18 protein-coding genes are annotated in these 18998 nt (G+C 54.2%); 11 read left to right on the forward strand and 7 right to left on the reverse strand.

Annotated features, from left to right (window positions below):
• Window positions 1-15 precede the first annotated feature (15 nt).
• The 6 genes from B472_RS02775 to B472_RS02800 form a co-directional block, all read right to left on the reverse strand.
• Window positions 16-1143 carry an efflux RND transporter periplasmic adaptor subunit gene (locus B472_RS02775; protein WP_081504893.1) on the reverse strand — a complete coding sequence of 376 codons (1128 nt, stop codon included), beginning with the start codon at window positions 1141-1143 and terminating at the stop codon, window positions 16-18.
• A 15-nt stretch (window positions 1144-1158) separates the two neighbouring features.
• Window positions 1159-1785: a hypothetical protein gene (locus tag B472_RS16900; protein WP_133176053.1), complete on the reverse strand. Its 627-nt coding sequence runs from the start codon at window positions 1783-1785 to the stop codon at window positions 1159-1161.
• A complete protein-coding gene (locus B472_RS02785; RefSeq protein ID WP_081504894.1) occupies window positions 1782-3047 on the reverse strand; it encodes a TolC family protein in 1266 nt (421 codons plus the stop codon). The genes B472_RS16900 and B472_RS02785 overlap by 4 nt, the downstream gene beginning before the upstream one ends.
• A 1146-nt stretch (window positions 3048-4193) precedes the next feature.
• On the reverse strand, window positions 4194-4403 hold the full coding sequence (locus B472_RS02790; RefSeq protein WP_019425223.1) for a BrnA antitoxin family protein: 210 nt from the start codon (window positions 4401-4403) through the stop codon (window positions 4194-4196).
• Window positions 4404-4413: 10 nt separating this feature from the next.
• Complete coding sequence (locus B472_RS02795) at window positions 4414-4692, reverse strand: BrnT family toxin (protein WP_019425224.1); 279 nt, start codon at window positions 4690-4692, stop codon at window positions 4414-4416.
• Window positions 4693-4735: 43 nt separating this feature from the next.
• Entirely contained in the window at window positions 4736-5092 is a 357-nt protein-coding gene (locus tag B472_RS02800; RefSeq protein ID WP_040505706.1) for a DUF6876 family protein, read from the reverse strand.
• A gap of 506 nt (window positions 5093-5598) precedes the next feature.
• On the opposite strand from B472_RS02800, the gene B472_RS02810 reads away from it, so the two are divergent.
• The gene (locus B472_RS02810; RefSeq protein ID WP_369908169.1) at window positions 5599-6210 is read left to right on the forward strand and encodes a tyrosine-type recombinase/integrase; all 612 of its coding nucleotides are present in this window, start codon (window positions 5599-5601) and stop codon (window positions 6208-6210) included.
• A gap of 242 nt (window positions 6211-6452) precedes the next feature.
• Here the strand turns inward: B472_RS02810 and B472_RS02815 are convergent, their stop codons facing one another.
• Window positions 6453-7085, reverse strand: coding sequence for a nitroreductase family protein (locus tag B472_RS02815; RefSeq protein WP_019425228.1), 633 nt, complete (start codon window positions 7083-7085; stop codon window positions 6453-6455).
• A 127-nt stretch (window positions 7086-7212) separates the two neighbouring features.
• Here B472_RS02815 and B472_RS02820 point away from each other — a divergent pair, with 127 nt between their 5' ends.
• From B472_RS02820 to B472_RS02865, 10 genes are all read left to right on the forward strand, one after another.
• Window positions 7213-7839 (forward strand): ANTAR domain-containing response regulator, encoded by a 627-nt coding sequence (locus tag B472_RS02820; RefSeq protein WP_019425229.1) that lies wholly within the window; start codon window positions 7213-7215, stop codon window positions 7837-7839.
• A gap of 269 nt (window positions 7840-8108) precedes the next feature.
• On the forward strand, window positions 8109-9353 hold the full coding sequence (locus B472_RS02825; RefSeq protein ID WP_019425230.1) for a CmpA/NrtA family ABC transporter substrate-binding protein: 1245 nt from the start codon (window positions 8109-8111) through the stop codon (window positions 9351-9353).
• A gap of 11 nt (window positions 9354-9364) precedes the next feature.
• Entirely contained in the window at window positions 9365-10273 is a 909-nt protein-coding gene (gene ntrB, locus B472_RS02830; protein ID WP_019425231.1) for a nitrate ABC transporter permease, read from the forward strand.
• Window positions 10270-11076, forward strand: a complete 807-nt coding sequence (locus B472_RS02835; RefSeq protein ID WP_019425232.1) for an ABC transporter ATP-binding protein — start codon at window positions 10270-10272, stop codon at window positions 11074-11076. The genes ntrB and B472_RS02835 overlap by 4 nt, the downstream gene beginning before the upstream one ends.
• A 10-nt stretch (window positions 11077-11086) precedes the next feature.
• Entirely contained in the window at window positions 11087-13555 is a 2469-nt protein-coding gene (gene nirB / locus B472_RS02840) for a nitrite reductase large subunit NirB (RefSeq protein ID WP_019425233.1), read from the forward strand.
• Window positions 13556-13574: 19 nt separating this feature from the next.
• Entirely contained in the window at window positions 13575-13961 is a 387-nt protein-coding gene (nirD, locus tag B472_RS02845; protein WP_019425234.1) for a nitrite reductase small subunit NirD, read from the forward strand.
• 10 nt (window positions 13962-13971) lie between these two features.
• Window positions 13972-16818, forward strand: a complete 2847-nt coding sequence (locus tag B472_RS02850; RefSeq protein ID WP_019425235.1) for a nitrate reductase — start codon at window positions 13972-13974, stop codon at window positions 16816-16818.
• Window positions 16819-16877: 59 nt separating this feature from the next.
• Window positions 16878-17777 carry a DNA-binding protein YbiB gene (gene ybiB, locus B472_RS02855; protein WP_019425236.1) on the forward strand — a complete coding sequence of 300 codons (900 nt, stop codon included), beginning with the start codon at window positions 16878-16880 and terminating at the stop codon, window positions 17775-17777.
• On the forward strand, window positions 17774-18556 hold the full coding sequence (gene cobA, locus B472_RS02860) for a uroporphyrinogen-III C-methyltransferase (protein WP_019425237.1): 783 nt from the start codon (window positions 17774-17776) through the stop codon (window positions 18554-18556). The genes ybiB and cobA overlap by 4 nt, the downstream gene beginning before the upstream one ends.
• Window positions 18553-18945 carry a sirohydrochlorin chelatase gene (locus B472_RS02865; RefSeq protein ID WP_081504904.1) on the forward strand — a complete coding sequence of 131 codons (393 nt, stop codon included), beginning with the start codon at window positions 18553-18555 and terminating at the stop codon, window positions 18943-18945. The genes cobA and B472_RS02865 overlap by 4 nt, the downstream gene beginning before the upstream one ends.
• Window positions 18946-18998: the final 53 nt, after the last annotated feature.

An 18998-nucleotide genomic window follows, 5' to 3' on the forward strand; every position in this document is an offset into this window, starting at 1 on the left:
GTTGCCTCCGTGCTATCAGCGAACTTGATTGATCAAAGGCGCACCATCGGTGACGACCAATTCACCGCCCTCCAAACCTCGGGTAACCAACACATGCGCAGCATCCAGTGGCTGAACCAAGACACGACGCGGTTCGAATTTTTCAGCAGTAGACTTGATCCAAACCAGAGGCTCATTAGCTGATGAACGAACCAATGCAGCTGCAGGCAGAGGTACGCCCTGCACATCGGTCTTTAACTTCACAGTCACGGCCACAGGTTGACCCACCGCAAGCTGCGATAGGTGAGCACCCTGTCCACGAAATTGCAAGGGAAGCGCCTGATCACGAAGCACTCTACCCGCCCCCAAAAAGGTCAACGGTACAGCTAGATTTCCGACCAACACCGAGGCGGACTCGATCGGCGCTCCCAACCCCGCGCCTGGTGCGGTGACCTCAACCAATAATCTTCGCGGGTCGATGATTTCGAATACCAGTTCTCGAGCGTCTACCACTTGTCCAGAGACCACTCTTGAAGATGCAACAACGCCCGAAATAGGTGACACCAGTGGCTCAGCGGTACCTGCAGCTTGCCAAGATGCCAAGCGCCCCGTCAAACTGGTTAACTCCGCCTCGGCCGCCTCGATTTCTTTTCGAGGTACTGACTCGGCCAAAGTGCGTAGGCGTTCAACACGCTGTGTGGCCAATGTTTGCATACTTCGCAATTCAGCAAGTTGCGAGCCTAGAGATGCACGGTCAGATGGCGACATGGACGGAAGCACAGAGGCCAGGACCTGTCCCTTCTGAACTACCTGACCAAGGGTTGGCAATCCCCTTGAACCCGGCTCAATGCGTCCAGCAACTGTGGCCTGAATACGACCGCCTGCGTTCGGATCCATTGCAATCAAACCAGGTAGCTCAATCGAACGACTAGATTTCTGTTGCAGCACTTCTTGCGTACGTATACGCAGTTGTCGCTGCGAGGACTTGGGAAGAAAAATAGCGCCATCTGGAAGCCTCTGAGGAGAATAGGCGTTCACTACCGTTGTTTGTGCTGGCCCATGGTCATGGCCCTCGTGAGCTTGAGACAATGAAGGAGCCCAAACAAGCGTGCAAGCAATCATTACCGCCAAGTGACGCGGGCGATGCGAAAAAGTCTTTTTCATGTTTGTCCTTGATTCTCAAAAACTAAAACGGCCCAGACGCCGACGAAGTGCAGCGCCTAGCGAAAAAAATGCAATCAATCCTGCTAAGGCCAATAGCCAGGGGAAACTCTGTACCTCAGATGCAGATGGCGTGACCACTTCAAAATCAGTCTGTACAAACTCTCCAGCCAACAAATCTGTTGTGCCCCTGGTAGACACAGTCGCTGTGATGGGGAGCATCTCAGGTACAAAATCAACAGGAAGTGTGGCCACCCAAACCTCACCAGCCAGTTGCGGTTGCAGCTTGGTCTCACCAATCTCGATTTCGATGGATCCGCTCACAACCGGTATGTTGGTTTTGACATCGTCAAGCCAAAGGGTGAGCTTGTTGCCCTCCACTAATCCGACCAATTCAAAATCGGGGCTACTGGCAACAAAACGTGGAGCATTTGTAGAGACCGATCGTGCAACTGACGAGACATCCAGCGCGGTGGCAGATACACCCTTTGCTGCACCAACACTAGCGACGATGGAAACTTCGGGCGCTTTAGTTTTATCGCTTGTTCGGTCATGGCCCTCATGAGCGCTCACTTTGAAGGCGGCAAAGAGAATGGCAATTACAAGAGTATGTAAAACTGAATGCTTTGTTGACTTGATATTCATGGTTCGAGTCCTAGTGCTTGGTTAAGGCGAGCTTGCGCCAACCCAACTTGGTTGCGTGCTGCCTGTAGTGCAAGTTCAGCTTCAAAGGCCAAGCTTCGCACCCTGAGCAATTCGGCAAGGCTGCGTTCACCGGCACGAAAGGCGCGCTCAATAACTTCTTTTACGTGAGTTGCTGCAATTGACCTGGCTGCTTGGGTCTGGGTCATAGCTTGGTTACTGGTCAAGACGATGCGAGCTCGCTGAACTTCAGCATCCAAATCGCGTACTCGTTGTTGAAGCGCCACCTCTGACTCGGTCAAGGTCGCTGCCGCTGCAGCTAAACGTGGCGCATTACGGGCTTCGGTATCGAGCGGGAAATTCATCCCAATACGAAACGTGTTGCGATACGGTGCACCCGCGATATCACGGTCAAATCGTGCCACTGCGGAAATCGTTGGACTGTCTCGCCGGGTGCGCATAGCCAATTCCAAGCGGCTTTGTTCAGTTGAGACAGCCTCGCGGGCCATCTGCAAAGCCGGATGTGACACCAAATTGGTCAATTCGGTGGACTTTTCATGCAAGGAGCCGACTTGGACACTGCCCGTCAAACTCTTGAGATCCACGGATGCAGAGGCCAACTGACCTTGCGAATCCAGCAAACCAGACTCTGCTGCGAGCGTATTAGAAAGTGCCAAGGAAAGATCGACAGGTGCGAGGTCGCCTGCTTGTACCCTTTGCTTCACATCAGCTTCAAGTGCGCGTGCGCTGTCCAGTTGAATCTGTTTTAGACGCAATTGAGTAGCGGCGATTTCAAATGCCCACGCCGCTTCGCGAACTTGTCCGGCTACCCTCAACCTTTTCAGACGCAGCTCAGCATTTAGCAGCGCTCGCTCCTGGAGTAAGACACGACGCTGAGCTTCACGTTGTCCTGGTAACCAAAGAGGTACGGATAGACCCGGTTCGATTTCATTACGGCCAAGTTCATTTGCACGCGTTGTACCAGGGAGAGCAACTCCAGAAGGTAAGTCACGGCGTACGTCAAAACCGAGACTTGGAGCGTTGGGAAACAAGGCCTGATTTGCCATGACCTTCGCATCCAATTCTGCATCACGCGCTGCGTTAACTTGGTCTAGACGGGTTAAGGTCAAGGCCCGCTGATGCAGATCCGCCAATGCTGGTACCGCTTCATTGCGATTCGCTGCTATTGCTTCGGATGTCGGAACAAATCCGGGCTGAGCCAATACACCCGCAGAGGCAAAAGCGAGAAGAAATATAGAACGCATGGGTTCTCACAGGATTTTTCCGTGAGGATTGCGGCCAACTCGGCATCGTCAAAAACTTTTGAAGACGTCGAATGCTTTGGCCCAGCGCAAGCGTCACGTTCGCATGCACTGCGGCATTTCAGATCAGTGATTTGAACTGGCGTGCCCGCTGAGGTCAGGCGGGCAACGTACGTGGCGGCCGGAAAGGACCGTTAGTCGTGTGAGGCATTGATGTCATCACGGGAGCACCATGCAAAACGTTTGAAGGTGCCAGCATAGCCAGCGAAACCGATTGAACTGGCAACGAAACAACTAAATGACAACATCCATCAAAAATATTCGATTCATGAGCCAAGCAGTTAGACGTTATGAGAGAGTTGCTTTCATCTGTGGCAACCAAATCGACCAAGTCCAAGGTATGGTGTTTTGCGTGATGAGTGGCTAAGTCGGAACTGAGGGCAGGGACGCGATCATCCATAGCAACAGGTGTATGGCTGACTTTCCCCTTTACTCCGCAAGGCATGGCAGAAACCGCATACAAGGATTGCAACGGTAGAAGCAATGCAATAACAAATGTCATTATCAAGCGCATAGCAAATATCTTAGCAGTCTTGCTGCTTCTTGAGTCAAAGGTGGGGCCATAACCGTCGGACGTAGAGCGATTAGATGCAACTTGGCAGCTAATTGTTGGCAATTCAATGCGATGGGCGCTCGAAGCTGCCAATGTGTAAATATCTGAAATGGCTGCTTATATCGATTGACGGCTAGATAAGCTGAATCCTCCGACGAACCGCTTTGCTAGACCCAGAATTTGGATTGTAGAAGTTATCGACCTGCACCAGTCAAGGCTGTCGCTGCCGCCACGCGGTCCAGTAACTGGGTTTTTCTGCGTCGGTCTCGCTGCGTGCGTTATACGTGTGCCAACTGATTTTGTCGTCCTTGGCCACCCTGGTATCAAACCGAACCTGGTCAAACCACAGGCGACACGTTCGGATTGCCGACTCTTGACGACAACAGGTGCAAGGTAACCGGGATAGGCTTCTTCAGGGAAACCTGAAGGCAGCTCAACACCCAGGTTTTCCTTGACCCATTGGGCGCGTGTTGTTGGAGTGAAATTCGTATACAAGCACTGAATTCAAAAATAAGAGTGCTGACTGATCAGTCCCATCACTTCCAACTCAGGTCCAGTTTTCTGTTGTGTGCAGCGCAGTCACGCAAGTAAAGATTAATCAGGCTTTGATAGGGAATTCCAACTTGCTCGGAAATGCCTTTGAAGTAGCCAATCGAGTCTTCATCCAGCCGGATGGTGATTTGCTTTTTCAGTTGGGCTGCGTAAGGGTTTTTGCGCGCTTTGGTGAAATCGTATTCTTTTCGCATCTTTGGCCTCTTAGCGGTATTGCTTGGATTCATGGGCTGAAGCTTTTCGGGCAGAAATGATTCGAATCAAATTGCCTTGCTCACGGTAGCAATGACAGACAACCATGACGCGCAGCGTGCTGCTGATGCCCAGCAGGACAAATCTATCCTCATCTTCCGAGTGATCAGGGTCATCGATCAGTTTCGCGTTTTCATCAAAGAAGACTGTGCGCGCCTCTTCAAATGAAACGCCATGCTTCTTCTCATTGGAAGCAGCTTTTTTAGGGTCCCACTCAAATCGTATGGTCATAACTACAGTGTAGTTTTTATTTTTACGAGTCGCAAGCTAATTTTTAATACTCACTAGGCAGCATGATCACCCAGTGCTCACCATCCCAGCAGGCGTAGAGCGTTTGCTCCGCTAGGGGAAAGTCAGTGAATGGGATCTCTTGACGGGCGTGCTCATGACCGTTGCCGTCCTCGTACACCATGGTGGCTCGGGTACCTTGAACAGTGACGCGAACCAGAACAAACCAATCCGCTGTGCCAATTTCGCTGAGGTGACTAGCCACAGCGTCCATCAACCAAAAGCACTCAGCCTCTTCTGCCAAGTATTTGGTTCCATCGGTCAGCAAGTGCCTTCGGCTGATTCGATAGTAGCGCTCCGTCCCGGTGAAGTGAAACAGTTGGCTTGCATCGAATTTTTTCATCTGTAGTCCTATTTGTATGACCACAGTTTTGTGTCAGCGACGCAGATGGACAACCGATTTCAAGAGTCCCGACAGATTGAACGGATACCGATCCATCGCAGCCTTCTAAGGCCTGTTCGTGACATGCACCTAGTGCAAGTACTTTGTGATTGGACGTAAGTTACAGCCCCTCATGCACTGAACATCGCACGCAAAAATTCCACGCGCAAAACGCCCTACAACGCGTGTTTACCTGAGTCCGAATACTTTGAGTGCTGAATCAGCCGATCAGCGCTAGTAGGGCTTTTTTGACGCCCTGCTCTGCTGGGCACTGAAAGAGTGCGAGATCTCGGCGGAAATCTATGAAAAGTGTGCTTTTACAAGATTTCGCTGGTTGAGCGTTGAAATCATTGAAGAAAATTTTAGTGAAAAAGTTATCCACAGGAAATTCATCCTGAGCCAGATCTAGCCTGAAACCCGCCACTTTGGCGGGACTCCGGTTGTCCAGATAAATATGTGAAAACAAAATGCAGTTAACGCAAACACATGATTACAGGAGAACTAAAATGGCACAGGCAAAAACACTGACAAAAGAAGAATTAGCTCGCGTACTGGACTACATAGACACGCGTCGCTTTGCGCAGCGCAACAGGACAATGATGTTGCTCACACACCTGGCGGGTTTGCGCATTGGCGAGGTGGCTTGCTTGCGCTGGAGCGACGTGATCAACACAGATGGCTCAGTGAAAGAAGAAATTCGCTTACTGCCCGACATGACCAAGGGCAGATACGCTCGCACTGTTTTTGTCAACATCAAATTACGTGAGGAGTTACAGGCTTATGCCGCACAGGCCAAGTGTGTGGACAGAAGCTACCCGTTCTTTGCAAGCCAAAAAAGCATCCTCAGTGGGTTTAGCGCAAACAGTTTAGCCCAGACGTTTGGATTGCTGTACGCGGGTGCGGGACTGCAAGGCGCCAGCAGTCACAGCGGTCGCAGGACATTTTTGACGTCATTGGCCAACAAGGGCACTGCGATTCACATCCTCAAAACTCTGGCTGGCCACCGCAGCATCCAGACCACTGCCGCATATTTGTACAGCAGCCCAAGCCAGTTAAAGGCGGCTGTTGAATTGGCTTAAACAAAACAGCACTATGTGAAGTAAGTGGACGACAGCAATCGACCCAAAGCGGACATAGGACAGAGGGGCTTAGTCAAGTGCATGTGGCCAGAAGCAGACGAAGGGGGCCATTAGGGCGATGAATTTTTTTGGTCTTTGAGCCATACAAGTCATGCAAATACCACTGACACAAATAACCTGTGTTGAGGCCTCCCAACGAAAACTCAAATTGCGGTTGTGATCTTTGTCCGCAACAGTTGACTTCAAGTGGTGCTTTGACTGTCTAATGCGCGGGATGTCCACACGCTATAGAACTCAAGAGTTTTTTTTCGAGGTTTTTCAGGCGCTTGAGCAAGCTCGGTTCCTATACTCAAAAAGCAAACAGCTTGTTCACCCTCTTTTAATCTAAACCCCTCACGAAGTGCTTTTGATCTCAATGCCTTGCCACTGGTCAGCGCAGAGCCATACCCCATGGCTGTAGCCAATAGCAGCATATTTTGTAATGCACAGCCAGCAGAAATGAGGCGTTCCATGAGATCAATCTTCTGATCACCTTTTTCAAAATCTACTATCAGCAAAAGTAACATGGGTGCGCGCTGCGCTTTCTCCTGACAAAGTGACATTCTTTCCGTTGAGATATTTATCTCCCTTTCGCTCAGGGCTTCCGCAAATATGAGCCCCAATGATTTGCGGTGCTCATCTGGAATGAGCACTAAGCGCCAGGGTGATAACAGATCGTGATCTGGACCTGTAGCGGCTGCTGCCAACAAGGCTTGCAACTGATTGCTATCTGGCCCAGGCAAAACCAGTCTCTTGGGCAGTACGGTTCGGCGCATACACATCAGCTCACTTACTGATGACTGAAACTCAGTATTTTTCATCGTTTTGTAATTCATTTTCACCAACACTTGCTACCGTCAACTTTGACCTAAAAATTTTCAGCAAGAGCCATGCCGTCGAATCAGACGCCAATAAGACAGCTTGTAATGTCTGAATCGGCATGTTTATTGCAACGAAAAGAGCATGGTTGAAGCTTTAAGAATTGTTGTGATCATTTCTGATCCAGCTTTGGTGTCAGAGGGTGATGAGCAGGCGCAGGCTATTGAAGAGCGTTCACGGCTTCTGCGAATTGGCTTGCTCGAAGCGGGCTATAACCTAGTGGCCACCTTGCCCGCTGATGTATTTTTGACTGAACGGTTGGCTCAGCTGCAAGCCGACATGGTGATCGTTGATGCCGAAAGCGACGCCCGAGATGCGCTGGAGCATGTCGTCATTGCCACTCGGGACGAGCGCAGACCCATTGTGATGTTCACCAATGACAACGACACGCGTCCCATGAACGAAGCTGTAGCTGCAGGTGTGACAGCCTATATCGTCGCTGGTCTGTCACCTGAGCGGATACACCCGATCCTTACGGTAGCGCTAGCCCGCTTCAAGCACGAGCAGGCCCTCTTGGCCGAACTAGATAGCGCCCGGTTAGAACTGAGCGATAGGAAGCTCATTGACCGCGCAAAGGGCTTGTTGATGCAACGCCAAGGCCTGAACGAACAAGCTGCCTATGCCCGCATGCGCAAAGCGGCCATGAACAAAGGCGTGAAGCTGGCCGAAATCGCGCAGCAAATGTTAGAGATGGCCGAGTTGCTTGGATGAGGCTTACGCCAAATTGGTGCATACCAATGCTCCTCATCGGTGCCTAAACTGAAAAATCAATCGACTTTAGGGCTTTTAGACCAATAAAACCTTGGCACGCGGCTTGCATTATCTGACCCAAGACCAACGAAGGTCACACGTGAGTTAACCCAACGGCGGGTGAACTCACATCGGACAAAGGCGTCCCCATGCGTTCGCGCTCTGCACAGCAGGCGCCAATGACATGAGGACGCCTTTTTTGTTTTCAAAACCTCACCAGGAGCTTTGCCATGATCGACATTCTGAAAACCAGTTTTAACCGCCGCACTGTTTTGCAGGCAGCCGCTGTAGGTGCAGCAGGCGTGTCGCCCGCTTTGCGAACGGTGGTTTATGCCGCTGGCTCGGACGCGCCAGAGAAGAAAGAAGTGAAGATCGGTTTCATCCCACTAACGGATTGCGCCAGCGTCGTCATGGCCTCAGTTTTAGGGTTGGATGTCAAGCATGGTGTGAAGTTTGTGCTGAGCAAGGAAGCGAGTTGGGCCGGTGTGCGCGACAAGATGGTCAACGGTGAGCTCGACTTTGCCCATGTGTTGTACGGTTTGGTTTATGGCGTGCATTTGGGTTTGTCAGGGCCCAAAAAAGACATGGCCATTTTGATGAACCTGAACCACAACGGCCAGGCCATCACCTTGTCCAAGAAATTGGCCGACAAGGGCGCCGTCGATGGCGCAGGCTTGGCCAAACTGATGGGCAGTGAAAAGCGTGAGTACACCTTTGCACAGACCTTCCCCACCGGCACGCACGCCATGTGGCTGTACTACTGGTTGGCGACCTACGGCATCAACCCAATGAAAGACGCCAAAGTCATCACCGTGCCCCCACCACAAATGGTAGCCAACATGCGTGTTGGCAACATGGACGGCTACTGCGTAGGTGAGCCCTGGAACCACCGCGCCATCATGGATGGCATTGGGGTGACGGCAGCAACAACTCAAGACATTTGGAAAGATCACCCTGAAAAAGTGCTGGGCACCACCGCCGAATTCGTCAAGAAATACCCGAATACGGCCCGAGCTGTCACGGCTGCCATCATCGAAGCAGGCCAGTGGATCGACGCGAGCTTGCAAAACAAACTCAAGATGGCCGAAACCGTGGCCGACAAGTCCTATGTCAATACGGGTGTTGATGCGATCAACCAGCGCATCTTGGGCCGCTACCAAAACGGTATGGGCAAAACCTGGGACGACCCGAACCACATGAAGTTCTACAACGAAGGTACGGTGAACTTCCCCTATCTGTCTGACGGCATGTGGTTCATGACTCAGCACAAACGTTGGGGCCTGCTCAAAGACCATCCCGATTACTTGGGTGTGGCCAAACAAATTAACCATATCGCGCTTTACAAAGAAGCTGCTACAGCCGCCAAAGCGTCTATCCCCAAGAGTGACATGCGCAGTCACAAAGGAATCGATGGCGTGGTCTGGGATGGCAAAGATCCCAAGAAGTACGCAGACGGCTTCAAAATCAAGGCGTGAAGGAAAACCCAATGGTCAGTGCTGTTTTCCACTCACCCACTGGGGGCAAGACCGCTTCCGTCAAGCGGGTCCCTGCGACTGCTGCAGAACTTGCAGCAGCCACAGCCAAGGCTGCCACTCAAATGCAACGAACTCGCCAATGGCACAACTTCTGGATGGCAGTGATGCCACCGTTCATGGGGCTGGGACTCTTGATCGGTATTTGGGCACTGGTGTCCATCACAACTAAGGGCAGCATTCCTAGCCCTTATGAAACGGGTGTGCAAGCTATCGAGATCTTCAGCGACCCTTTTTACCGCAAAGGTCCTAACGACCAAGGTGTGGGATGGAACGTGCTGATGTCGCTCGAACGGGTGGCTGTGGGATTTGGCTTGGCGGCAATTGTCGGTATCCCTGCGGGCTTTGTCATTGGACGCTTTACCTTCCTCTCGCGCATGTTCAACCCGCTGATCAGCTTGCTGCGCCCAGTGTCGCCACTGGCATGGCTACCCATTGGCTTGCTGGTATTCAAAGGTGCCAACCCGGCGGCCATCTGGACGATTTTTATCTGCTCTATCTGGCCCATGATCATCAACACTGCCGTGGGCGTGCAGCGAGTGCCGCAGGATTATCTGAATGTGGCGCGGGTACTGAATCTGTCTGAATGGAAGATTGCCACCAAGATTCTCTTTCCTGCTGTTTTGCCGTACATGTTGACTGGCGTTCGCTTGGCTGTTGGCACCGCTTGGTTGGTGATCGTGGCTGCCGAAATGCTCACGGGCGGTGTGGGCATTGGTTTCTGGGTCTGGGACGAGTGGAACAACTTGAACGTTAAAAACATCATCATCGCCATCTTTGTGATCGGTTTGGTGGGTTTGGTCTTGGAATTGGCACTGATCCGCATCGCCACGGCCTTCACATTTGAGGATGTCAAATCATGAACCATGACAGCAAATACATCCAGATTCAAGGCGTTGAGCAGACCTTCAAAACCAACAAAGGCTTGTTTCCAGCGTTACGGGACATTGACCTGGATATCGCCAAGGGCGAGTTCGTGGCACTGATTGGCCACTCCGGTTGCGGCAAATCCACCTTGCTCAACCTGATCGCTGGCCTGACCACCCCCACGGCCGGAGTCCTGCTCTGCGCTAACCGTGAAATTGCAGGCCCAGGCCCCGAGCGCGCGGTGGTGTTCCAAAATCATTCACTGTTGCCGTGGCTCACTTGTTTTGACAACGTTCACTTGGGTATCGAGCGGGTGTTTGGGAAGACCGAAACCAAGGCCAAACTCAAGGCGCGCACCGATGCAGCTTTGGACATGGTGGGCCTGACCCACGCTGCACAAAAACGCCCAGGCGAAATCTCAGGCGGCATGAAGCAGCGGGTGGGCATTGCCCGCGCGCTGGCCTTGGAGCCCAAAGTTCTGTTGATGGACGAACCCTTTGGAGCGCTGGACGCCCTGACCCGCGCGAAACTGCAAGACGAACTGCTGGAGATCGTGGCCCGCACCCAAAGCACGGTGGTCATGGTGACGCACGACGTGGACGAAGCCGTGTTGCTGTCCGACAAGATCGTGATGATGACCAACGGACCCGCTGCCACGATTGGCGAGGTATTGCGGGTGGACTTGCCCCGCCCGCGTCAGCGCGTGGAATTGGCCGAAAGCGCTGAATACCAGCGCTACCGCAAGGCGGTGATCGATTTCCTCTACACACGCCAGGCGCATGTAGAAAAGACAGCCTAAGGACAAGACCATGGACATGCGCGTCAACAACAAAGAAAAAATGAAACTGGTCATGATCGGCAACGGCATGGCTGGTGTCCGGGCCATCGAGGAGCTGCTCAAGCTGGCCCCCGATTTGTACGATATCACCGTGTTCGGTGCCGAGCCGCACCCCAACTACAACCGCATCTTGTTGTCTCCCGTACTGGCAGGTGAGCAAACGCTGGATGAAATCGTGCTCAACGATTGGGCTTGGTACACCGACAACAGCATCCAGCTTCACGCGGGATGGAAAGTCACTGAAGTGGACCGGGTCCAACGAACCGTAAGCGCAGAAAACGCGCAAGGCGAAAAGGTCACCGCTCCTTATGACCGTTTGGTCATGGCTACTGGCTCCAACCCATTCATACTGCCTTTACCTGGCAAAGACCTGCAAGGCGTGCTGGCTTACCGAGATATCGCCGATACACAAGCCATGATCGATGCGGCCACGCAATACAAGCATGCTGTGGTGATTGGTGGCGGCCTCCTTGGCTTGGAAGCGGCTAACGGACTGATGAAGCGTGGCATGCAAGTCACCGTGGTGCATGTTAGCGAATGGCTGATGGAGCGTCAGCTTGACAAGCTGGCCGCACAAATGCTGCAAGCCTCACTTGAAGCGCGCGGTATGCAGTTCCGCATGAGTGCGCAAACGGCTGCGTTGGTCGGTAACGACAGCGGCCGCGTAAGCCGAATTGAATTGAAAGATGGCACGCAACTGAAAGCTGACCTGGTGGTCATGGCCGTGGGTATTCGTCCCAACACGGCACTGGCTGAGAAGATGGGCTTGCATGTCAACCGTGGCATCGTGGTCAGCGATACCCTGCAAACCGTGACGGACCCACGTATCTGGGCCGTTGGCGAATGCGCGGCGCACCGTGGTATCGCCTATGGACTGGTGGCTCCACTGTTTGAACAAGGCAAAGTGTTGGCCAACCACTTGGCCGAGTTCGGCATTGGCCGCTATACAGGCTCTTTGACCTCCACCAAGCTCAAAGTGACAGGCATCGATTTGTTCAGCGCTGGCGACTTCATGGGAGGCGACGGGTTTGAAGAGATCGTGATGAGCGACCCGGCAGGAGGCGTCTACAAGAAACTGGTGCTCAAGGGTGACCAATTGGTGGGAGCGTGTCTGTACGGCGACACTGTCGACGGTAGCTGGTACTTCAAGCTGCTGCGTGACGGCCGCAGCGTGTCCGACATCCGTGACAAGCTGATGTTTGGTGAGTCCAACATCGGCGATGTCGGCCATCAGGGCCAAAGCAAAGCCGCTGCCATGGCCGACACAGACGAGGTCTGCGGCTGCAACGGCGTAACCAAAGGCGCGATCTGCAAGGCCATCAAGGACAAGGGCCTTTTTACGCTGGACGAAGTTCGCAAACAAACCAAGGCCAGTGCAAGTTGCGGCTCGTGCACAGGACTTGTTGAGCAAATTTTGATGTTCACTGCAGGCGGTGACTATTCAGCCACGCCCAAGCTCAAGCCTATGTGCGGCTGCACTGAACATGGCCACCAGGCGGTGCGTGACACCATCCGTGAAAAAAAATTGCTCACCGTGGGCAGCGTTTTCAAATTCATGAACTGGCGAACTCCAAACGGCTGCGCAAGTTGCCGTCCAGCAGTTAACTATTACTTGATCAGCACTTGGCCTAAAGAGGCGCAAGATGATCCACAAAGCCGTTTCATCAATGAACGCAGCCATGCCAACATTCAGAAAGATGGCACCTACAGTGTGATACCGCGCATGTGGGCAGGTGAGACCACCGCTGCCGAATTGCGACGCATTGCTGATGTTGTTGATAAGTACCAGATCCCTACCGTCAAGGTCACAGGTGGTCAGCGCATCGACTTACTGGGCGTTAAAAAAGAAGATCTAGTCGATGTGTGGAAAGACATCGGCATGCCTTGCGGCCACGCTTATGCCAAAGCACTCCGAACAGTAAAAACATGCGTTGGCAGTGAGTGGTGCCGTATGGGTACTCAAGACAGCACCCAGATGGGCAAGGACCTCGAAAAAGCCATGTGGCGCATGTACGCGCCCCACAAGGTCAAGTTCGCCGTGTCAGGTTGCCCGCGCAACTGTGCCGAAGCAGGCATCAAAGACGTGGGCATCATTGGTGTCGACAGCGGCTGGGAAATGTATGTCGGTGGCAACGGTGGCATCAAGACCGAAGTGGCGCATTTCTTCACCAAGCTCAAGACTGCCGAAGAGGTGCTGGAGTACACAGGTGCTTTCATGCAACTGTACCGTGAAGAAGGTTGGTATCTGGAGCGCACGGTGCACTACATCAACCGCGTGGGCCTTGACTACGTGAAGAAGAAGATTCTTGAAGATGAAGCCTTGCGTCAAGCCTTATGGGCCAAATTGCAAGCGGCACTCGAAGGAGAGCCAGATCCCTGGTTCGAATTGCAAGAGGCCAAGGTGGACACCCGCCAATTCGAGCCACTCACGCCAGCCTGACACTAGACAAGGACCCCCCATGACTGCATGGAAAGAAATTTGCCGGGTGGAAGACATCCCGGTGCTGGGCTCGCGTCGCGTAGCACGTGACCAAGGCATCGACGTGGCCGTGTTCCGTAATGATGCCGACGAGGTGTTCGCTCTGCTCGACCGCTGTCCTCACAAGGGTGGCCCTTTGTCGCAAGGCATTGTGTTCGGTACCAGCGTGGCCTGCCCACTGCACAACTGGACGATTGGCCTTTGCGACGGCCAAGCGCAAGCGCCCGATGAGGGTTGCACGCCGCGCTTTGAAGTGAAGGTTGATAACGGCAAGGTGTTCCTTAAGGCCGATGAATTACTCACCCACGCCACAGACCTGACACGGCCTGTTGCAGGCCCTGTTTTGCGTAAAACAACCCCAGCCTGATTTCTCGACCATGATTCCCATTACCCGAGAGACCAAATCAACCTGCCCCTACTGCGGCGTGGGCTGCGGTGTGGTGATCGAATCTCGGGGTGTGCAGATCACTGGTGTACGAGGTGACCCAGAGCACCCCGCAAACTTCGGTCGTTTGTGCACCAAAGGCCAGTCGCTGCATTTGACAGCGGCGCCGCAAGTCACAGCGCAAAACCGGCTGCTCACACCCCAATGGCGGTCGTCGCGTGATCAAGAGCCGCAAGCCTTGGGCTGGGACGCGGCCATGGACATGGCTAGCCAGCGCCTTGCCGCCATTGTGCAAAATCATGGGTCTGACGCTTTGGGCTTTTACATATCAGGTCAGCTCCTCACCGAAGACTATTACGTTTTCAACAAGCTGGCCAAGGGCCTCTTGGGCACCAACAACATCGACAGTAACTCGCGCCTGTGTATGAGCAGCGCTGTAGCGGGTTACAAGATGACTTTAGGGGCCGACGCTCCGCCCGCTTGCTACGAGGACATTGCTCATGCGCAGTGCCTGTTCATTGCTGGCAGCAATGCGGCCTGGGCACATCCGATTTTGTTTCGTCGTATCGAAGACGCTAAACGCGCCAACCCTGCGCTCAAGATGGTCGTGGTTGACCCACGCCGTACCGATACAGCTGACATGGCTGACTTGCATCTGGCCATCCAACCAGGCACCGATGTGATGCTCTTCCACGGTCTGCTGCACATCATGCTGACCCAGGGCTGGACGCAAACTGCCTACATTGCAGCGCACACCAGTGGCTTTGAAGCTTTGCAAGCAATGGTGGCCGACCATACGCCTGCGCACGTCGCACAGATTTGTGGCGTACTTGAGGCTGATCTTTACACCGCAGCCCGCTGGTTTGCAGGCATACAAGAAGGCGGTAGTAAGCGCAGCCCGACCCTTAGCCTGTATTGCCAGGGCCTTAACCAGTCGAGCAACGGCACGGCTAAAAATGCCGCCTTGATCAACTTGCACCTGGCCACCCAACAAATCGGCCGCCCCGGTGCTGGACCGCTGTCATTGACGGGTCAGCCCAACGCCATGGGCGGGCGGGAAGTCGGCGGCATGGCCAACTTGATGTCGGCGCACCGCGATTTGGCGAACTCACAGCATCGTGCAGAAGTTGCTTCGCTTTGGGGGGTGGCCGATGTACCCGCCAAGCCAGGCCTGACAGCGGTAGAGATGTTCGAAGCCGCTGCCGACGGCCAGATCAAGGCGTTGTGGATCGCGTGCACCAATCCTGCGCAATCCATGCCCGATCAAAAAACGGTTCGCCGCGCCCTGCAACGCGCCGAGTTCGTGGTAGTGCAGGAAGCTTTTGCCACCGCCGCCACCTGTGATTACGCTGATCTGCTGTTACCTGCGACCACTTGGGGCGAAAAAGAAGGCACTGTGACCAATAGCGAGCGACGCATCACCCGGGTACGCGCCGCCGTGGCCGCACCGGGAGAGGCACGCGCAGATTGGGTGATTGCAGCAGACTTGGGCAAGCGACTGGCCACATTGTTGGGCCGCCCCCAAGACTCCCATCTGTTGGACTACCCCACACCTGAGGCGGTCTGGAATGAGCACCGCGAGAGCACCCGTGGCCGAGACCTGGACATCACCGGTCTGAGCTATAACCGGCTGGAATCCCAAGGCCCCGCGCAATGGCCACTGCCCGAGGGGGCCAAAATCGGGCAAGCGCGCCTCTACGCGGATGGCCAGTTCCTGACGCCCGATGGTCGCGCCCGCTTTGCTGCCGTAACTTGGCAGCCAGTGTCCGAAGAGCGTGTGTCGCAGTTTCCGTTTTCATTGACCACTGGCCGCTTGCGTGACCAGTGGCACGGCATGACCCGCACGGGCACCGCTGGCCGCCTGTATGCCCACAGTCCGGAGCCCTGCGTGCAGGTGAATCCGCAAGACGCCAAGCGCATGGGCTGGTCAAACGACGAACTGGTTCAGGTGCGCAGTAAGCGCGGGGCTCTGGTGTTACCGGTGCAGGTCAGCGCACAGGTCGCACCCATGCAGTCCTTCATCGCCATGCATTGGGGTCCCGAGGTGCTGAGTGGGCGCGATGCGAAGGGCGAGGCGGGTTTTGGTGTCAATGTGCTGACGACCTCTAGTTATTGCCCAACGTCCAAACAACCCGAACTCAAACATGCGGCAGTACAGATCATCCGTGCTGACCTATCGGCCGACGCCACTTGGCAGTTGATGGGCATGGCGTGGCTACCATCCGACCAGGTGTGGACGGTGCGCCAACAATTGCAAAAATTGCTTCCACATTTTGACTTTGCTTACTTGGTGCCATTTACAGATGCATCGGCTGCACTGGCCGATCAAGCTCCTCGCACAGGGTTGCTGTTGCGTGCAGCCTGCCGAGCACCGGCTGACAACCTCTTGCTGCAAACGGTGGCTGAAGCCCTGGACCTGAACGGTACAAATACCCTTCACTACAAGGATGCAGTGCGAGTTCAACGTCGCTCGGTACGTTTGACGACAGCGGATACAAACGGTCTGCGCAGCCTGCAAGGCTTTTTGATTGCTGGTGACAGCCGCTCGGCCCGCTGGCTCAAAACCTTGCTGCAAGAGTCCACACCACTCAACTGGTCTGCTCGCCAGTGGTTGGTTGCCTCAGACGCACCGATGGACGGAACCGCACCAGTCAGCCGTCAAGTATGCAGTTGCTTGAATGTGCGAGAAGACGCGATTGCCGGTTGCTTACAAAACCTGAGTGGCAGCGAAGACGAGCGCTTAGTAGGGCTGCAAAGCCAATTGCACTGCGGCACTCAATGCGGATCTTGTGTGCCCGAGTTGCGCCAGATCACACGACGGGTAACGGTTTTGGCCTGAACTTGAGTTCACAAATCCATCGAACAAACAGCTAGCTGAATTTCTTAACAATTGAAATCATGGGAATCAGTCACTACATCAAGGACATTGGACGAGGTAAGGATGGCGCACGATCGATCGGGCGCACACAAGCGGCAGACCTTATGGGACAGATCATCGACCAGCAGGTCAGCGACCTTGAACTTGGCGCGTTTTGCATCGCCATGCGCATCAAGGGTGAAACACCCGAGGAGATGGCTGGATTTCTGGATGCTGTGCACGGACGATTGAATAAGGTGGACAACCGTCAAACGCGTACCGTGGTGCTGCCAAGCTACAACGGCGCTCGCAAGCTACCTGTGCTCACACCTCTTTTGGCATTGCTTTTGGCTCGCGAGGGTGTGGCCGTGGTTGTGCACGGCGAGGCCACCGAGGACAAACGCGTGAGTAGCCAAGCTGTATTTTCGCACCTCGGGGTGAACACTGCAGAGCATGTGGGCCATGCAATGGCAGGACAAGTGCAGTTCATACCCACATGCGTACTGCTCCCCGGGCTGGACCGTTTGCTGGCTGTGCGCCGCACCGTAGGGCTGCGCAACTCTGCTCACAGTTTGGTGAAACTGATGAATCCCTGCAATGGTCCTGCACTGGTGGTCAGCAGTTACACCCACCCCGAATATTTGTTGTCGATGTCGGCCACCTTCTCCTTGACGGGCCAGCACGCCCTGCTGTTGCGCGGCACCGAGGGCGAGCCTGTAGCCGATGCCCGACGCACACCAGCCATGGACGTTTTCAAAGACGGTCAGATTCGTCGTGTTCAAGATCAGAAAGAGGGTTCGCTGGTGCAATTACCCGAACTGCCCTCGACCGATGCCGCCGCGACTGCTCTTTACACCGAGCATGTGCTGCAAGGCCTGCTGCCCGTGCCCGAAGCGATTGCGCTGCAAGTTCAACATATTTTGTACGAGGTGAACCCATGAACACACCCATCAAAGGCCGCTGCACCCTGGTCGGTGCAGGTCCTGGCGATCCTGAACTGCTGACCCTCAAAGCGGTCAAAGCCATTGCCAGTGCCACCGTGCTGCTGGTAGACGATCTGGTGAACGATGCTGTACTTGAACACGCGTCACCAAAAGCCCGTATCGTGCATGTAGGCAAGCGTGGCGGCTGCAAGAGTACGCCGCAGGTCTTCATTGACAAACTGATGATCTCTGCGGTCCTTGAAGGCGAGCATGTCGTACGCCTCAAGGGAGGAGACCCCTTCATTTTTGGCCGGGGAGGCGAAGAGGTCGAGAACTTGCGCCAAGCAGGCATTGATGTAGATGTGGTTAACGGCATCACATCGGGTCAAGCCGCCTTGACAGGCTTGGGCGTATCCTTGACGCACCGCGATCATGCTCAAGGTGTACTTTTCATGACAGGTCACGCTCAACCTGGTGCCCAAGGGCCAGATTGGCCAAGCGTGGCGCAGGTGTGCCACCAGCAGCGCATCACTTTGTTGATTTACATGGGCACGAGCCGCTCTGCCCTTATTCAAGCCGGTTTGCTTCAAGGCTTGCCCGCGAAAACTTCAGTGGCGGTAGTGCAAAACGCCAGCCGCCATGACCAGCGGTATGCTGTTACCACCTTGGACGCTTTGCACAACACATTGCATAACGAGGGAATTGGCAGCCCTTGCATCATCGCTGTAGGCGATGTTTTGACTGTTTTGTGTGCATTGAAAGAGAAGTCGTCCCTGCCATTGAGATGCGCTGCATGACCGACACACGCTCCCCCGCTCTGCTTTTGTTCGCTCACGGCTCGCGCGACCCTGCATGGCGCGAGCCACTTGACGCGGTGTGTCAACGCATTGCAGTCCAATACCCCGGCCATTGTGAGCTGGCATTTCTGGAATTCATGCAACCTGAATTGTCCGATGCGCTGGAGGCCTTAGCGCAAGAAGGTGAGCAGTCGATTGTTGTTGTGCCCTTCTTCTGGGCAAGCGGAAAACACATAAAAACTGATTTGAACGAGGCCATTGATCGTTTCTGCCAGGCCCATCCAAAGGTGACGGTGCAAGTGTCAACGGCGCTGGGCGAAGCGACAGCAGTTCAGGCTGCCTTGGTCGATTACGCCTTGTCTTGCGCGGTAATGACCTCCAAGCTTTGACACAAATAAAAGATTTAGTGACCAGTTTTGGCCGAAAGGCGACATTCACATTT

The sequence above is a fragment of the Limnohabitans sp. Rim28 genome (genome assembly GCF_000293865.2).
GTDB lineage: Bacteria > Pseudomonadota > Gammaproteobacteria > Burkholderiales > Burkholderiaceae_C > Limnohabitans_A.

What these genes read in the sequence shown, in the direction of transcription:
- B472_RS16900 (WP_133176053.1), bottom strand. Translation starts at nt 1,785, where the DNA reads ATGAATATCAAGTCAACAAAGCATTCAGTTTTACATACTCTTGTAATT.
- B472_RS02775 (WP_081504893.1), bottom strand. Translation starts at nt 1,143, where the DNA reads ATGAAAAAGACTTTTTCGCATCGCCCGCGTCACTTGGCGGTAATGATT.
- B472_RS02795 (WP_019425224.1), bottom strand. Translation starts at nt 4,692, where the DNA reads ATGACCATACGATTTGAGTGGGACCCTAAAAAAGCTGCTTCCAATGAG.
- ntrB (WP_019425231.1), top strand. Translation starts at nt 9,365, where the DNA reads ATGGTCAGTGCTGTTTTCCACTCACCCACTGGGGGCAAGACCGCTTCC.
- B472_RS02865 (WP_081504904.1), top strand. Translation starts at nt 18,553, where the DNA reads ATGACCGACACACGCTCCCCCGCTCTGCTTTTGTTCGCTCACGGCTCG.
- cobA (WP_019425237.1), top strand. Translation starts at nt 17,774, where the DNA reads ATGAACACACCCATCAAAGGCCGCTGCACCCTGGTCGGTGCAGGTCCT.
- nirD (WP_019425234.1), top strand. Translation starts at nt 13,575, where the DNA reads ATGACTGCATGGAAAGAAATTTGCCGGGTGGAAGACATCCCGGTGCTG.
- B472_RS02785 (WP_081504894.1), bottom strand. Translation starts at nt 3,047, where the DNA reads ATGCGTTCTATATTTCTTCTCGCTTTTGCCTCTGCGGGTGTATTGGCT.
- B472_RS02800 (WP_040505706.1), bottom strand. Translation starts at nt 5,092, where the DNA reads ATGAAAAAATTCGATGCAAGCCAACTGTTTCACTTCACCGGGACGGAG.
- B472_RS02835 (WP_019425232.1), top strand. Translation starts at nt 10,270, where the DNA reads ATGAACCATGACAGCAAATACATCCAGATTCAAGGCGTTGAGCAGACC.
- B472_RS02820 (WP_019425229.1), top strand. Translation starts at nt 7,213, where the DNA reads ATGGTTGAAGCTTTAAGAATTGTTGTGATCATTTCTGATCCAGCTTTG.
- B472_RS02810 (WP_369908169.1), top strand. Translation starts at nt 5,599, where the DNA reads ATGCAGTTAACGCAAACACATGATTACAGGAGAACTAAAATGGCACAG.
- B472_RS02815 (WP_019425228.1), bottom strand. Translation starts at nt 7,085, where the DNA reads ATGAATTACAAAACGATGAAAAATACTGAGTTTCAGTCATCAGTAAGT.
- nirB (WP_019425233.1), top strand. Translation starts at nt 11,087, where the DNA reads ATGGACATGCGCGTCAACAACAAAGAAAAAATGAAACTGGTCATGATC.
- B472_RS02850 (WP_019425235.1), top strand. Translation starts at nt 13,972, where the DNA reads ATGATTCCCATTACCCGAGAGACCAAATCAACCTGCCCCTACTGCGGC.
- ybiB (WP_019425236.1), top strand. Translation starts at nt 16,878, where the DNA reads ATGGGAATCAGTCACTACATCAAGGACATTGGACGAGGTAAGGATGGC.
- B472_RS02790 (WP_019425223.1), bottom strand. Translation starts at nt 4,403, where the DNA reads ATGCGAAAAGAATACGATTTCACCAAAGCGCGCAAAAACCCTTACGCA.
- B472_RS02825 (WP_019425230.1), top strand. Translation starts at nt 8,109, where the DNA reads ATGATCGACATTCTGAAAACCAGTTTTAACCGCCGCACTGTTTTGCAG.